General features: G+C 73.0%; 16 protein-coding genes. 7 read left to right on the forward strand and 9 right to left on the reverse strand.

Translation table 11 applies throughout. The annotated features are described in order from the left end of the window. The first annotated feature begins 1 nt into the window (after nt 1). The gene (gene edd / locus D3272_RS15675; protein WP_129220155.1) at nt 2-1,834 is read left to right on the forward strand and encodes a phosphogluconate dehydratase; all 1,833 of its coding nucleotides are present in this window, start codon (nt 2-4) and stop codon (nt 1,832-1,834) included. A gap of 98 nt (nt 1,835-1,932) precedes the next feature. Here the strand turns inward: edd and D3272_RS15680 are convergent, their stop codons facing one another. Next, nucleotides 1,933-3,054: an alpha/beta hydrolase gene (locus D3272_RS15680; protein WP_129220156.1), complete on the reverse strand. Its 1,122-nt coding sequence runs from the start codon at nt 3,052-3,054 to the stop codon at nt 1,933-1,935. Nucleotides 3,055-3,096: 42 nt separating this feature from the next. Here D3272_RS15680 and yddG point away from each other — a divergent pair, with 42 nt between their 5' ends. Continuing rightward, on the forward strand, nt 3,097-4,062 hold the full coding sequence (gene yddG / locus D3272_RS15685; protein WP_342634188.1) for an aromatic amino acid exporter YddG: 966 nt from the start codon (nt 3,097-3,099) through the stop codon (nt 4,060-4,062). On the opposite strand, the gene D3272_RS15690 is transcribed toward yddG, so the two are convergent. Continuing rightward, complete coding sequence (locus D3272_RS15690) at nt 4,043-4,453, reverse strand: hypothetical protein (protein ID WP_129220157.1); 411 nt, start codon at nt 4,451-4,453, stop codon at nt 4,043-4,045. The genes yddG and D3272_RS15690 overlap by 20 nt on opposite strands. A gap of 100 nt (nt 4,454-4,553) precedes the next feature. After that, complete coding sequence (locus D3272_RS15695) at nt 4,554-6,104, reverse strand: acetolactate synthase large subunit (RefSeq protein ID WP_129220158.1); 1,551 nt, start codon at nt 6,102-6,104, stop codon at nt 4,554-4,556. Nucleotides 6,105-6,210: 106 nt separating this feature from the next. Between D3272_RS15695 and coaE the strand changes: the two genes are divergently transcribed. Together coaE and dnaQ are read left to right on the forward strand one after the other, a co-directional pair. Beyond that, entirely contained in the window at nt 6,211-6,795 is a 585-nt protein-coding gene (coaE, locus tag D3272_RS15700; RefSeq protein WP_129220302.1) for a dephospho-CoA kinase, read from the forward strand. Between the two features lie 9 nt (nt 6,796-6,804). Then, nucleotides 6,805-7,518 (forward strand): DNA polymerase III subunit epsilon, encoded by a 714-nt coding sequence (gene dnaQ, locus D3272_RS15705; protein ID WP_129220159.1) that lies wholly within the window; start codon nt 6,805-6,807, stop codon nt 7,516-7,518. Here dnaQ and D3272_RS15710 read toward each other — a convergent pair. Together D3272_RS15710 and D3272_RS15715 are read right to left on the reverse strand one after the other, a co-directional pair. Then, nucleotides 7,515-8,045, reverse strand: coding sequence for a DUF6036 family nucleotidyltransferase (locus D3272_RS15710; protein WP_129220160.1), 531 nt, complete (start codon nt 8,043-8,045; stop codon nt 7,515-7,517). The genes dnaQ and D3272_RS15710 overlap by 4 nt on opposite strands. Before the next feature lie 44 nt (nt 8,046-8,089). Next, complete coding sequence (locus tag D3272_RS15715) at nt 8,090-8,443, reverse strand: hypothetical protein (protein ID WP_129220161.1); 354 nt, start codon at nt 8,441-8,443, stop codon at nt 8,090-8,092. A gap of 127 nt (nt 8,444-8,570) precedes the next feature. Between D3272_RS15715 and D3272_RS15720 the strand changes: the two genes are divergently transcribed. Continuing rightward, nucleotides 8,571-9,230: a bifunctional 4-hydroxy-2-oxoglutarate aldolase/2-dehydro-3-deoxy-phosphogluconate aldolase gene (locus D3272_RS15720; RefSeq protein ID WP_129220162.1), complete on the forward strand. Its 660-nt coding sequence runs from the start codon at nt 8,571-8,573 to the stop codon at nt 9,228-9,230. 86 nt (nt 9,231-9,316) lie between these two features. After that, complete coding sequence (locus tag D3272_RS15725) at nt 9,317-10,573, forward strand: amidase family protein (RefSeq protein WP_165361378.1); 1,257 nt, start codon at nt 9,317-9,319, stop codon at nt 10,571-10,573. Nucleotides 10,574-10,668: 95 nt separating this feature from the next. On the opposite strand, the gene D3272_RS15730 is transcribed toward D3272_RS15725, so the two are convergent. From D3272_RS15730 to D3272_RS15745, 4 genes are all read right to left on the reverse strand, one after another. Then, nucleotides 10,669-11,448, reverse strand: a complete 780-nt coding sequence (locus tag D3272_RS15730; RefSeq protein ID WP_129220164.1) for a Bax inhibitor-1/YccA family protein — start codon at nt 11,446-11,448, stop codon at nt 10,669-10,671. 128 nt (nt 11,449-11,576) lie between these two features. Continuing rightward, on the reverse strand, nt 11,577-12,266 hold the full coding sequence (locus tag D3272_RS15735) for a TetR/AcrR family transcriptional regulator (protein WP_129220165.1): 690 nt from the start codon (nt 12,264-12,266) through the stop codon (nt 11,577-11,579). Then, nucleotides 12,263-12,886 (reverse strand): hypothetical protein, encoded by a 624-nt coding sequence (locus D3272_RS15740; RefSeq protein ID WP_129220166.1) that lies wholly within the window; start codon nt 12,884-12,886, stop codon nt 12,263-12,265. Before D3272_RS15740 ends, D3272_RS15735 begins: the two co-directional genes overlap by 4 nt. Nucleotides 12,887-12,994: 108 nt before the next feature. Further along, a complete protein-coding gene (locus D3272_RS15745) occupies nt 12,995-13,468 on the reverse strand; it encodes a PilZ domain-containing protein (protein WP_129220167.1) in 474 nt (157 codons plus the stop codon). A gap of 197 nt (nt 13,469-13,665) precedes the next feature. Here D3272_RS15745 and D3272_RS15750 point away from each other — a divergent pair, with 197 nt between their 5' ends. Continuing rightward, nucleotides 13,666-14,574: a chorismate mutase gene (locus D3272_RS15750; RefSeq protein ID WP_129220168.1), complete on the forward strand. Its 909-nt coding sequence runs from the start codon at nt 13,666-13,668 to the stop codon at nt 14,572-14,574. Nucleotides 14,575-14,583: the final 9 nt, after the last annotated feature.

Genomic DNA, 14,583 nt, shown 5'->3' on the forward strand with positions numbered 1-14,583 from the left:
CATGAGCACCGGCTCCAGCGCCATCAACGCCCGCCTCGGCGACATCACCCAGCGCATCGTCGAGCGCAGCCGCGACTCGCGCGGGCGCTACCTCGACCGGATCGCCAAGGCCGCCGAGGCCGGCCCGCGGCGCGCCCGCCTCGGCTGCGCCAACCAGGCCCACGGCTTCGCGGCCTGCGGCGTCGGCGACAAGGCCATGCTGCGCTCGGGCGCGGGCGCCAATCTCGCCATCGTGACCGCCTACAACGACATGCTGTCGGCCCACCAGCCTTACGAGGGCTACCCGGAGATGATTCGGCGCGCCGCCCGCGAGGCCGGCGGCGTCGCCCAGGTGGCGGGCGGCGTGCCCGCCATGTGCGACGGCGTCACCCAGGGCGAGGCCGGCATGGAGCTGTCGCTGTTCTCCCGCGAAGTCATCGCGCTCTCGACCGCGGTGGCGCTGTCGCACCAGACCTTCGACACCTCGGTCTACCTCGGCATCTGCGACAAGATCGTGCCGGGCCTCGTCATCGGGGCGCTGGCCTTCGGCCACCTGCCGGCGGTGTTCATCCCGGCCGGCCCCATGACGTCCGGTCTGCCCAACGACCAGAAGGCCAAGATCCGCCAGCTCTTCGCCGAGGGCAAGGTCGACCGCGCGGCCCTGCTCGAGGCCGAGGCGGAATCCTACCACGGCCCCGGCACCTGCACGTTCTACGGCACCGCCAACACCAACCAGATGATGATGGAGATCATGGGGATGCACCTCCCCGGCGCGTCCTTCGTCAACCCCAACACCCCCATGCGCGACGCCCTCACCACCGAGGCCGCTCGGCGCGCCATGCAGATCACGGCGCTCGGCAACCACTACACGCCCATGGGCCGGATGCTGGACGAGCGCGCCTTCGTCAACGGCATCGTGGGCCTGCACGCCACCGGCGGCTCCACCAACCACACGCTGCACATCGTCGCCATGGCGGCGGCGGCGGGCATCAAGCTCACCTGGGCGGACTTCTCCGACCTCGCCGACATCGTGCCGCTTCTGTGCCGCGTCTATCCCAACGGCAAGGCGGACGTGAACCACTTCCACGCCGCCGGCGGCATGGCCTTCATCATCCGCGAGCTGCTCGGCGACGGGCTGCTGCACCGCGACGTCGAGACCGTGTTCGGCCACGGGCTCGACGCCTACACGGCCGAGCCGGCGCTGGGTGCCGACGGCCAGGTCGTGTGGCGCGACGGCCCGCAGCGCTCCGGCGACGAGACGGTGCTGCGCGGCACCGCGGCGCCCTTCCACGCGACCGGCGGGCTGAAGCTGCTCGACGGCGCGCTCGGCCGCGCCGTGCTCAAGACCTCGGCGGTCGCCCCCGAGCGCCACGTCATCGAGGCGCCGGCCCGGGTGTTCCACTCGCAGGAAGCGCTGCAGCGCGCCTTCAAGGCCGGCGAACTCACCGGCGACATGGTGGCGGTGGTGCGATTCCAGGGCCCCAAGGCCAACGGCATGCCGGAGTTGCACAAGCTGATGCCGCCGCTCGGCGTGCTGCAGGACCGCGGCCACCGCGTCGCCCTGGTGACGGACGGGCGCCTGTCGGGCGCCTCCGGCAAGGTTCCGGCCGCCATCCACGTCACGCCCGAGGCGACCGAGGGAGGTCCCATCGCCAAGGTCCGGGACGGCGACATGGTGCGGATCGACGCCGTCACGGGACGCCTCGACGTGCTGGTGCCGGCCGACGAATGGGCGGCGCGCGAGGCCGCGACCTGCGACCTCGAGGACTCGCACTGGGGCTGCGGCCGCGAACTCTTCGCGCCGTTCCGCGCCGCCGTCGGCACGGCGGATGCCGGGGCGACCATCTTCGGCTGAAGCGCCGTCGCCTTCGGCGAAGTCACTCCGGCTCCGACTCGGATACAGGCTCGGCGGCCTGGAACCACCGAGGCGATCCCGAGACAGCCGGGACTGCTTTACCGCGCCAGATGCCCGTCGAGGAAGCGCGTGATCTCGCCGAAGACGTCCCGGGTCACGGGCGCGGCGGGGTCGAACAGGTATTGCGCGTGGGACAGGCCCTCGTAGACCTGCAGCTCCTGGACCACGCCGGCTTCGCGCAGCTTCTGCTGGGTCCGCACGATGTTGGACAAGAACAGGTCGCGGGTGCCGCTGGTCAGGATCGTGGGCGGCAGGCCGTGGAAGTCACCGTAGATCGGCGACAGCTGCGGATCCTTGAGGTCGTGGCCGGCGGCATAGAGCTGGGCGGCGTGGCTCAGATAGCCCGAGTAGCTCACCAGCACGTTGTCGACCCACTCGTTGGTCTTGTAGGTGTCGCCGGTCTCGGTGAGATCGGCCCAGGGCGTGCCGGGCGCGATGGCGCCGGGCAGCGCCACGCCCTCGGCCTTGAGGCGCAGCATCAGCGCCAGCGTCATGCCGCCGCCCGTCGACGTGCCGACCACCGCGACCTTCTTGGGATCGGTATCGGCGATGACGGCCCGGTAGCCCGCATCGGCATCGTCCATGGCGGCCGGATAGGGCGCGTCGGGCGGCATGCGGTAGTCCACCGCCACGACCTTGTAGCCGCCGATGGCCGCCATCAGCATGGCCTCGGCGGTGCCGGACTCGCCCGGGCCGTAGACGTAGCCACCGCCGTGGATATTGTAGATCACCTGGCCCCGGTGGGCCTCCGGCACCTCGCGCGGCGTCAGCACGAAGCCCTTGACGCCGCCGAGCATGACGGGCTCCAGCGTGACGCCGAGCGCGGCCCGGGCCTTGGCGAGGCCCGGAAGCGCCGCCTGGGCGAGCTTGTCGACCAGGGCATGCCAGGCCGCGGCGTCGGCCGGGTCGGCATCCCAGGCGGGCGTGCGGTAGGGAGCGGCGATCAACGCCTGGGTGGCGCCGTCGACGTCGCCGGGCACCGGGATCGACTTCGACGGCACGGCGCGGGGGCCGGGCGCGCCGTTGGCGAGGTTCTGGGCGGCTTCGAGTGCCTGGAAGTCCTGGGCGACGGCCGGCGTTTGCGCCTGGGCCGCGGCTGCCGCCAGCAGCGCCGCCGCACAGGCCATGGCACAGGTCGCCGCACGAAGTTGAGCCGGCATGGGTCCTCCCGATCTCTTTGATGTTTGCCGGAATGCGACGCCGTGCATCGCCCTTTGTTCCCGGCGTGCTATGCCGGCGACGGCGCATTGGGACGGGGATGGGGCGACATGGACGGCACGGTGCGGGGCGATGCGCGCGGGACGGTGCGGGCCACGCTCGTCGGGGTCTGCGCCATCCTGCTCTGGGCCGCGCTGGCGCTGTTCACGGTGGCGGCGCGCGGGTTGCCGCCCTTCGAACTCCTGGCGCTCTCCTTCGGCGTCGCCTGCCTGTCCGGTCTCGCGCTGCTGGCCTGGCGCGGGGCCCTGGCCGAACTGCGCCAGCCGGCGGCGCCCTGGCTCGTCGCCTTCGGAGGCCTGTTCTTCTACCACGCCTTGTATTTCTACGCCCTGTCGGCCGCCCCGCCCGCCCAGGCGAGCCTCGTCGCCTATCTGTGGCCGCTGCTCATCGTGCTGCTGTCCGCCACGCTGCCGGGCGAGCGCCTGCGCGCCCGTCACCTCGCCGGAGCGGCCCTCGGCCTCGGAGGCACCGCCCTGATCGTGCTGGGGCGCGGCACCGGGACGGCGGCGGGCGGTTCGGCGGCCCTCGGGTTCGCGGCGGCCTTCGGCTGCGCCCTCGTGTGGTCGGGCTATTCGGTGCTGAACCGCCGCTTCGCCGCGGTGCCGAGCGCCATGCTGGTCGGCGTCTGCGGCACCGTGGCGGTGGCGGGCGCGGCCTGCCATCTCGCCGTCGAGGACGGCGTCGTGCCGAGCGCCGGGCAATGGCTCGCCGTGGTGCTGCTCGGCCTCGGGCCCACGGGCCTCGCCTTCCTGGCCTGGGACCACGCCACCAAGCACGGGCGGCTGCCGGTGCTGGGCGCCCTGTCCTACCTGGCGCCGCTGGTGTCGACGCTGCTGCTGATCCTCACCGGCCAGGCGGCCGGCGGTGCGGGGCTCATCGCCGCCGCCGGGCTGATCATCGGCGGCGCCGTCCTGGCGACCGGCCTTCCCGTCAGGCGGTCTCGGCGCTGAACTCGCCCGTCGCCTCGTCGAGGTCGATGAGGCGCATGACGAGGTCGGGCCGCGCCTCGTAGACCGAGCCTTCCAGCATGGCGTCGCCGGCCTCGTTGGCATGACCGACCACGACGCCGAACAGCCCGTCGCACCGGTCCCGCGCCAGGAGCAGGTCGCGGATCCGCTCGCGGTTGCCGCGCTTGGTCCGCCAGGCGTCGAGGTCGGGCGCGTCGAAGAGGTCGTAGCGCGTCCCGCCGCCCGGCACCTCGCGCAGCTTGTCGGCCCAGAGCGTCACCACCACGACCGTCTCGTCCTCGCTGTGGCCCGACCAGGCCCAGCGCTCGTTCTTCAGCGCGGCGCCCAGGGCCGCATAAGCTTCGACTTTTCCCACCATGGTTCGGGTCTGCATCCTTTCTGCGCGATCAGGGGCTCGGTCCTGACAGTCAAGTCCGCCCGCGGCAAGGCCCCATGCCGGGCGGTCTGGCCGCAATCCTGGGCGATATCGGCTTTCACGCCATCACGGCCTCGATGAGGAAGGGCCCCTCGCGGCCGAGCGCGTAGTCGAGAACGGCGTGGAAGCCTTCCGCGGTCTCGACGGCCGCGCCCTCGACGCCCATGCCGTTGGCCAGCGCCACCCAGTCGAGCGCGGGATCGTCGAGCTGCATCATGCGGCGGGCGTTCTCGCCGAACTGGTTGACGCCGACGTTGCGCATCTCGCGCTGCAGGATGGCGTAGGAGCGGTTTGAAAAGATGATCGTGACGACGTCGAGCTTCTCGCGCGCCTGGGTCCAGAGGCCCTGGAGCGTGTACATGCCGGAGCCGTCGGCCTGCAGCGCCACCACCTTGCGCCCCGGCGACGCCAGCGCGGCGCCGGCCGCCGCGCCCGGCCCCATGCCGATCGCCCCGCCGGTGAGCATGAGGTAGTCGTGCGGCGGCGCGCGCTTGAACAGCTCGAAGACCGATCGGGCCGTCGTCAACCCCTCGTCGACCACCACGGCCCGCTCGGGCAACAGCATGGCGATGGAGTGCGACAGGGCCGCATCCGTGAGGTCGCCCTCGGGCACGCCCTCGAGGGGAGCGGGTGTCGGCACCTGCAGCGGCGTTCGGGCGCCGAGGCGGTCGGCCAGGGCCGCAAGCGCGTCGCCGAGGGCGTCGCCGGGCTCCGCCATGGGCAGGGCCGGCGCGCCGTCCGGCAGCAGCCGGCTCGGCTTGCCCGGATAGGCGAAGAAGGCCACGGGCTCGGGCGCCCCCACCAGCACCAGCACGTCGACCTCGGCGAGGCACTTCAGCGCGAGGTCGATCGCATAGGGGATCTTGGTCACGGGCACGCGGCCGCGGCCCGCCTCGAGGCGGGAAATCTGCACCGGGGAGAAGAGCTTGGCGCCGGTCGCGGCCGCGATGCGGCCGGCCGTCTCCAGGGCGCCGGCGCGCAGCGCCATGTTGCCGAGCAGGAGGCCGGCGCGCGGACCCGCCCGGCGGATCGCCTCGGCGGCGGCGGCGATGCGCGCGTCCGGCACCGGGCGGGGCGCCGGCACCGCCACGGGCGCGATGTCGGCGGCCGCCACCTCGCCCCAGGCGCTGTCGGCGGGCAGGATCAGCGTGGCGATGCCGGGATGGGTCCGGGCCGCCACGATGGCGGCCTCCGCGGCGGGCCCGACGTCATCCGGGCCGGTGCAGCGGCGCAGCCAATGCGACATGGGCCGGGCGAGGCTGTCGATGTCGCTGGTCAGCGGTGCGTCATAGGCGAGGTGGTAGGCGGCATGGTCGCCGACGACGTTGACCATGGGAGTGCGGGCGCGCCGGGCGTTGTGCAGGTTGGCGAGGCCGTTGGCGAGGCCCGGCCCGGTGTGGAGCAGGGTCGCGGCGGGCCTGTCGGCCATGCGGGCGTAGCCGTCCGCCGCCGCCGTCACCACGCCCTCGAAGAGGCCCAGCACGCAGCGCATCTGCGGGCGCCGGTCGAGCGCCGCCACGAAATGCATCTCCGACGTGCCTGGATTCGCGAAACACACGTCGATCCCGTTGCCGAGCAGCGTGTCGCACAGGCGGTCCGCTCCGTTCATGGCTGTGTCTCCCCGTGATCCCGCGGCGGCCGTGGCGCGGATCCTGCGTTGCCCCGCTTCCTTTTAGCGCCGATGCTCGGTGCCGATGCAAGCGGGAGCGGCGATCGTGGTGATCCTGGGGCTGACGGGTTCGATCGGCATGGGCAAGTCGACCACGGCGGCGATGTTCCGCGACGCGGGCGTTCCGGTCTTCGACGCCGATGCCGCCGTGCACGCGCTGTATCGCGGCGTCGCCGTGGCGCCGATCGAGGCGGCTTTCCCGGGCGTCGTCCGGGACGGCGCGGTCGACCGCGAACTCCTGCGCCAGCGCGTGCTCGACGACGCGGCCGTGCTGCGCCGCCTCGAAGCCATCGTGCATCCGCTGGTGCAGGGCGAGCGCGCCGCCTTCCTGGATGCGGCGCGGCGCGCCGGCGCCGAGCTCGTCGTGCTCGACATCCCGCTGCTCTTCGAGACGGGCGGCGAGGCCGCCGTCGACGCCGTGGCGGTGGTGACGGCCCCCGAGCCTGTGCAGAAGGCCCGGGTGCTCGCCCGTCCCGGCATGACGGAGGCGCGGCTCTCGGCTATCGTGAAGCAGCAGCTGCCCGACGCCGAGAAGCGCGCCCGCGCCCGCTTCGTCATCGACACGGGCGCCGGACTCGCCGCGGCCCGGGCGCAGGTGCTGGCCGTCATCGCGGCCCTGACCCAGGCATAAGGCACGCCGATGCGCGAGATCGTCCTCGACACCGAGACCACCGGCCTCGACCCCAAGACGGGCGACCGGCTGTGCGAGATCGCCGGCATCGAGATCATCAATCATATCCCGACCGGCAACCGCTACCACGTCTTCATCAACCCCGAGCGCGACATGCCGGAGGGGGCGTTCAAGGTGCACGGCCTGTCGGCGGAGTTCCTCGCCGGCCATCCCGTCTTCGCCCGGCAGGTCGACGGCTTCCTGGATTTCGTGCGCGGCGCCAAGCTCGTGATCCACAACGCCGAATTCGACATGCGCTTCATCAACCACGAGCTCGGGCTGCTGAAGAAGCCGCCGATCCCCATGGACGACGTGATCGACACGCTCGCCATGGCGCGCCGTCGCCACCCCGGCGCGCCGAACTCGCTCGACGCGCTCTGCTCCCGCTACAGGATCGACACGTCCAAGCGCGTGAAGCACGGCGCCATGATCGACGTGGAGCTGCTGGCGGAAGTCTACGCCGAGCTGTCGGGCGGCCGGCAGACGAGCTTCGGCCTCGGCCCCCGCGCCCCCGCGCGCGAGGCCGGCGGCATCGTGGCGAAGCCCCTGCAGCGCCCCGCCCCGCTGCCGTCGGCCCTGACGCCCGAGGAGGATGCCGCCCACGCGGCCTTCGTCGACGGCATGGGCCCCAAGGCCATCTGGCTCCAATACGCCGCCGCCGAGGCGCAGCGGGCGGCGGGTTAGGACCGGCCCGGGCGCAGACGGTCCGACAGCGCAGCGAGCCGCCGGTCGACCTCGTCGGGCGCGGGCGCGTTCGGGTTGCCGATCGACGTGGCGCGCGCCGCCATGGCCGGGAGGCTGAGGACGCCGGTCGACAGGCCCGCCTCGAGCCAAGCCCGGTCTGTCTCGCGCCAGGCACAGAGCTGCGATAGCGCGATGTCGTTCACCTCCGGACAGAGGCAGACGACGCCCGGGCTGTTCGGCAACGCGTAGCGGACGGCCCTCGTCGCCCAATCGTCCGGCAGACAGGCCGTGAACGGACCGACGCCGTGTGCGTCGTAGCCGAAGGCTTCGTCGAAGGGCGAGCCCTCGCCGATGGAGCCGTCGATGAGGTCGGAAATGGCGTCGCCGTCCGGGACGTCCGGCACGGAGATGTCGATCTCGCGCGTCTCCATCAGATCGAGCGGCACGGTCTTCAGCTGTGCGATGACGGCTCCCGTGCCGACGATGACGAACGTGTCCCGGCCGGTGACGCCTGTCGCAGCCCGCACGAGGTGGGCGATATCGGCCTTCCGAAGATAACGAGACCTTTTCGTCACGCGACGAGACCCGTCGACGCCGGAGCGTCGAGCGGGACGCGCGCCATCACCAGCAGCCGCGCCCGGACCGGCCCCGACAGCCCGCCGAAGGATGGCGCCGTTTCGCGCGCATCATCGCCCCGCGCGCCGCGCTCCGTCAGCCGCGCCGCCACCGCCGCCGCCCCCTCGTCGAGCAGCGCCGACCACAGCGCGTGGGCATGGCGGCGCTGCGGGATGTCGCGCGTGAAGCGGTCGAGATGGCGGCGCCCCGCCTCCAGCACGGACGCGTCGGCCAGGATGCGGCGCGCGTTCTCGCAGGCCACGAGATAGCCGTAACGCTGGTTGCGGTCGCGAAACCCGTCGGCCTCCATGGCGCGTCTCCCCCGGTTCGCCCCGGCCAGCATAGGCGCCCCGCTGCGGGTGCCGCAACGCCGCTCGGCTTGCCGCACCCGGCCCGACCCGTTACGACTCGGGCCCTCCAACGAGGGGCGCCGCACCATGATCGACACAGCGACCGATGACGTCTTCGCCCAGGCCTGCCGCTTCGGCGTGCTGCCCGTCATCGCCATCGAGGATGCCGCCCACGCCATCCCGCTGGCCGATGCGCTGGCCGAAGGCGGCCTGCCGGTGGCCGAGGTCACGTTTCGCACCAAGGCCGCCGCCGACGTCATGGCCCGGATGACGGCCGAGCGGCCGGACTTCACCGTCGGGGCCGGCACGGTGCTGGACCTCGATTCGCTCGCCGCGGCGCGCCAGAGCGGGGCCAGGTTCGGCCTGGCGCCGGGCTTCGACCCCGTCATCGTGCGGGAAGCCATGGCGGCCGGCTGGGCCTTCGCGCCCGGCATCATGACGCCGTCCGAACTGTCGGCCGCGATGCGGCTCGGCTGCAGCCTGTGCAAGTTCTTCCCCGCCGGCACGGCCGGCGGCCCCAAGGCCCTCGCCGGCATCTCGGCGCCCTTCGCCCATCTCGGGATGCGCTTCATCCCGACGGGCGGCGTCGCGGTCGACAACCTCGGCGACTGGCTCAAGATGGACGTCATCGCGGCCGTGGGCGGCACCTGGATCGCCAAGACGGAGGACATCCGCGCGGGACGCTGGGCCGACATCACCCGCAACGCCAAGGCGGCGGTCGAGGCCGTGAAGCGGGTCCGGCCCTGAGCGGGCCGCTCCACGCGCCGACGAGCTTCTTCGGCGCGGATCCCGGGCGGTTCCGCTTCCGCGCCGCCGATGCGACGCGCGCCGGCGTGGACCGCGTCCTGGCCCTCGGCTTCGCCGAAGCCTCCAAGATCTTCACCCGCTTCGACGCCGACCGCGCCTTCGCGGTGGCCCGCGCTGTGGACCGCCGCAAGCGGGCCGGCGAGGACCTGCCGCTGCACGGCCTGCGGGTCTCCATCAAGGACCTGTTCGACGAGGCCGGCATCGTCACGACGGCCGGTTCGACCCTGATGCGCGACCGCGCGCCGGCCACCGCCGACGCGGTCGCGGTGGCGCGGCTGCTCGCCGCCGGCGCCGTGCCGTTCGGCCGCACCACGATGAGCGAGTTCGCCTATTCGGGCGTGGGGCTGAACCCGCATCACGGCACGCCCGGCAACGTGCGCGACCGCTCCCGCATCCCCGGCGGCTCCACGTCGGGCGGGGGTGTGTCGGTCGGGCTCGGGCTCTGCGACGCCGCGCTCGGCTCGGACACGGGCGGCTCCATCCGCATCCCGGCGGCGCTGAACGGCCTTGCCGGGTTCAAGCCCAGCCAGGGCAGCGTGCCGCTGGCCGGGGGTTTCCCGCTGTCGGGCACCTACGACAGCTTCGGTCCCATCGCGCCGACGGTGGCGGTCTGCGCCGCCATCTACGCGGTCCTCTGCGGGGAGGCGAGGCCCGCCGCGCGGCGGCGCTCCGTGGCGGGGTTGCGGGTCGGCGTCGTGTCGACGGTGATGGCCGACGGGCTCGACGACGCGGTCGGCGACCATTACGGGCGCGCCCTGGCGGAACTGTCGCGCGCCGGTGCGGTGCTGCGCGACATAGCGATCCCGTGCTTCGCCGAGGGCGACATCAACGCCACCATCGTGTCGGCCGAGGCCCATGCGATCCACGCGCCCCATCTCGATCGGCTTGCGGCGCTCGGCGACCCGCGGGTGCTGCGGCGCATTCGCTCCGGGGCGGCCGTGGCGCCCGAGGCGCTGGCCGAGGCCCGCCGCCGCCGCGATGCCGCGCGGGCCACCTATGAGGCGGTGGCCCGCGAGGTCGACGTGCTGGTCGCCCCCACCCTGCCCGTCGTGGCGCCACGGATCGCCCAGGTCGAGCGCGACTTCGACCGGCTCAACGCCCTGGTGCTGCGCAACCCGTCGCGGGTCAACCTCGTCGACGGCTGCGCCGCGACCGTGCCGATGGGCGGGCCGGAGGGCCTCGCCACCGGGCTGACGGTGATGGGCCGCAACGGCGACGATTGGAGCGTGCTGGCCATCGCCGAGGCCATCGAGGCAGTGCTGGCGGGGGCCGGCGATAGGTAAGGTCTGGTCCCGCGACGGCTCGCGTCGCAGCGTCACCCCGACAATGAAAAAGCCCCGGATCGCTCCGGGGCTTTCGGTCGTGGGCGGTGGCCGCCTCAGTTGTTGCGGTTGCCGGTCAGCTGGATCAGCGCCGTGAAGATGTTGATGAAGTCGAGGTACAGCATCAGAGCGCCGTTGACGGCCTTCTTGGTGGCGACCTCGTAGCCGTCATGCTCCCAGTACATCTCCTTGATGCGCTGGGTGTCCCAGGCCGTGAGGCCGGCGAAGATGCCGACGGCCAGGATCGAGATGCCGAACTGCAGCGCCGAGCTGTGGACGAACATGTTCACGATCATGACGACGAAGAGGCCGACGAGGCCCATCACCAGGAACGACCCCATCGCGGTCAGGTCGCGCTTGGTCGTGTAGCCGTAGAGGCTGAGGCCGGCGAAGGCCGCGGCGGTCTCGAAGAAGGCCAGGAACACCGACTGGCCCGTGTAGACCAGCAGGATCGACGACAGCGACAGGCCCATCACCGCCGAGAAGGCGAAGAACATGTTGCGCGCCGACGCGGCGGACATCCGGTCGATCCGGAAGGAGAAGAAGAAGATGAAGGCCAGCGGTGCCAGCATCACCACGTAACGCAGCGGGCTGCCGTAGAGCGCGTAGCCGAAGCTCGTGAGGTAGAAGCTGTGGAAGCGCACGGCGGCATCGGCCGGATCGGTCGTCACGGCCAGCAGGTTGGTGCCGAGCGCGACGAGGCCGGTGATGGCGAGGCCGAGCACCATGTTGTTGTAGACGCCCAGCATGTAGGCGCGGAGGCCCTGGTCGACGTCTGCGCCGGCCCGGGCCGCGGTGCCGCCCCAGCGGTACGACGGATTGCGGTAGTCGGACATGAAATCCCCTCTGGTGCGGGCGACCCGATACCCCGGTGCGCCGAACTCTGACGGGAATATGGCTCCGGGCCGGAAAAGCGACAAGGCCGCGGAGGCCGCCAACCGGGCTCGAAGCGCCCCCGGGGCCATTAAATCTCGGTAAGCTTGACCGGCGGCCCACCGGCCGAGAGGCCGCCCAGGCACAGGCGTGCCATTGTGGCGACGAGCGCGTCGAGCCCCGCGGCGTCGAGCGCGACGGAGAAGGGCGGCCGCGCCCAGTAGTCGGCATCGCGCACGAAGGTGATGGCCTGGCCGACCATCCAGGCCGTCGCGATGGCGACGGCAGCCTCGTCGTCACCCGGCCGCAGGCGCCGCACGATCAAGCCTGCCAGCACGGAGGGGGCGAAGGGCTTCTCCTCCTGCAGCCGGCGCCCCACGGCGGTCGGCCGCAGTTGCTCCCAGGCGAAGACGCGCAGGTGACGCCGGTCCTCCGGGCCCTCGGCCAGCGGGGCCAGCATCTGCCGCAGGAACCGCCGCACGGTTTCCTCCGGCGCATGGCTGCCGACCGCCGCGGCATCGAGCAGCGGCGTCGCGCCGACGCGGTCGCGCACCGCTTCGAGCACGGCCCGGTAGAGGCCCTCCTTGCCGCCGAAATGATAGGTGATGCCGCCCTGGTTGACCTCGGCCTTGGCGGTGATGTCGCGCACCGACGCCGCCTCGTAGCCGTGCTCGGCGAAGGCTTCGATCCCGGCGAGCAGCAGCGCGCGGCGCGTGGCCTCGGCCTGCCGCGAGGACGGGCGGGCCGGGACGCGGCCCTCGGCGAGCGTGGTGTCGTTCACGGGACCTGGGGGACCACGCGGGCCACGAGGGACTCGCCGGCCGAGGCCGTGAGAGTCCAGGCGGCTCGCGCCGTGGAAACGACCTTCGGCAGCACGCTCGGCAAGATCGTCGGCAAGATCGTCGGCATGGCCGACGGCAGGATCGCCGCCATGAAGCCACCGTCGTCCCGCCCGGGCTCGGGCCGCGTCGCCGCCACGGGCTGGGCGGCGGTGACGACGGCGGCCGACGAAGCGAGGCGGGGCATGGCCTCGGCGGGCACGGCGCCGTGGCGCGCTTCGGTGCGCGGCATGGCGCGGACCGGCTTCGGCACCCGGCGCTCGACCGCCGGCGGGAGCGCGACGTCGGCGGACGGCGTCGCGGCGACGAGGCGCACCGCCGACGGCACCACATGGGGGGCCGACATGGCGTCGAGCCCGTCATAGGCGACCGGCGTGATGGCCCGGGCGGCGAACTTGCCGCCGCTGGTCAGTTCGGGCTGCGAGGCCGGCGCCTCGGAAAGCACCGGCTTGGGCAGCGCCGTGTAGATCAGCGACGCCAGCGCGGTCGCCCCGACGGAGGCCGCCACCTGGGCCACCCATTTCGCCGCGCAGCGCGGCAGGCCAGATCTCGTGCGCAGCATCGACGACGCCTCTTCCGTTCCTACGACCGTATGAACATCATACGGTCGTTTGAGGCGAAGCTGAGGCCGGGTTCTTTCGCCCCGTCGTCGGCCCGGGGCATCTCGGCGTCAGCTCGACACGGCCCAGGGTGGCAGCGGACGGGAGCGCGGGCGCGTCACGGCGGAGACCCGCTCGGCGAGGCGCTCGGCATCGACCGAGGCTGCGTGGACGAGGCGCTCGGCATTGTCCGAGGCTCCGGGGGCGAGGCGCTCGGCATCGGCCGGCGCCTGGCGGGCGGCACGGGCCAGGGTCAAGGATACGACCGTGCCGCCCCCCGCAGGCTCGGCCGGGTCGCGATCGGTGAACCTCACCCCGACGGCGCCCTCGCCGCGCCACACCACCCGGACCGGACGCGGCGCCTGGCCCGGCCCGACTGCGAGCGTTGCATCGGCGGGCAGGCCCTGCGCTGCCGCGACGAGGAGGCGGGCCCCGCCGGGCGACAGGTCGCGCAGGACGCAATCGACCCCGCCGCCCGTTCCGGGCCCGGCGAGGCGACCGGCCTCGAACGCGCGGCGTCTGTCGTGGTTGCGGCGGTTGTGCATGGCGAGCCCCTGTTCGCGGCACGAACGAATTGAACAAAGTGTTAGCAAGGCTCGGACCGCCGCCGGTTGTCGCGAAACATGGCAACGGCGAGGCGGGACAACGCGGGTCTTGGCGGGCCCGAAGGCCTCCGACAGGCTTTGCGTCCCCGCCGCCACCCCGATACAAGGCGGGACCCGCCGCCGCCGAAACCCCCGCCATGACCAGCACGCCCAAAGCCCCAGATGCCGCCGGACGGGCCGAGACGCTGGGCGATCTCCGGGTCGAGATCGACCGGATCGATGCCGCCATGCACGAGAACCTCATGGCGCGCGGCGCCATCATCGATCGGCTGATCGCCGTGAAGGCCCGGGCCGGCGGCGGGTCGGCCTTCCGGCCGGACCGGGAAGCCTCCATGATGCGCCACATCGCCGAGCGCCACCGCGGGCGCCTGCCGCTCGACACGGTGGAGGGCATCTGGCGCATCATCATCTCGACCTTCACGTTCATCCAGGCCGGCTACGCCGTGCATGCCGACACCGCGGCCGGCGATGCCGCCATGCGGGATTCGGCGCGGTTCCACTTCGGCTTCACGGTGCCGCTCCACACCCAGGACGGGCCGGCGGCCGTCATCGCGGCGGTGCGCCGCGCGGGTTCCGACCTCGGCCTGATCCGGCTCGGAGGCGGCGTCGCGGCGGGCCCGTGGTGGCGCGGTCTCGTCGGCCCCGACGCCCCCAAGGTCATCGCCCGCCTGCCCTTCGTGGAACGGCCCGACCATCCGGCCGGCATGCCGGTGGTCGTGGTGGCCATGGCGTCCGCCGCCACGCCGGCGACCGAGGTCCTGCTTCACAGCGTGTGGGTCGAGCGCTGGCGCGACGGCATCCCGGCCGCGGCGGCTGCCGAGGGCGGCGAGATTCTCGAACAGACGGCGGCGGCCGGCGGCCTCGCGCTGCTGGTGGCGATGCCCGGCGCGGCGGAAGGGCCCGCCGAGGGCCTGGCCGAGGCCTCGGCCGTCCGGTTGCAGGCGGCGCTGTCGGCGGTCGCGGGCGACGTGCGGGTCGCGCCCGTCGGCAGCCACGCCGCCCGCTACGACTTCGCCGCCGTCTCCGCCCCTGCCGTCCCGGCCTGACACAAGCGT

The sequence above is a fragment of the Lichenibacterium ramalinae genome (genome assembly GCF_004137085.1).
Classification (GTDB): Bacteria; Pseudomonadota; Alphaproteobacteria; order Rhizobiales; family Beijerinckiaceae; genus Lichenihabitans; species Lichenihabitans ramalinae.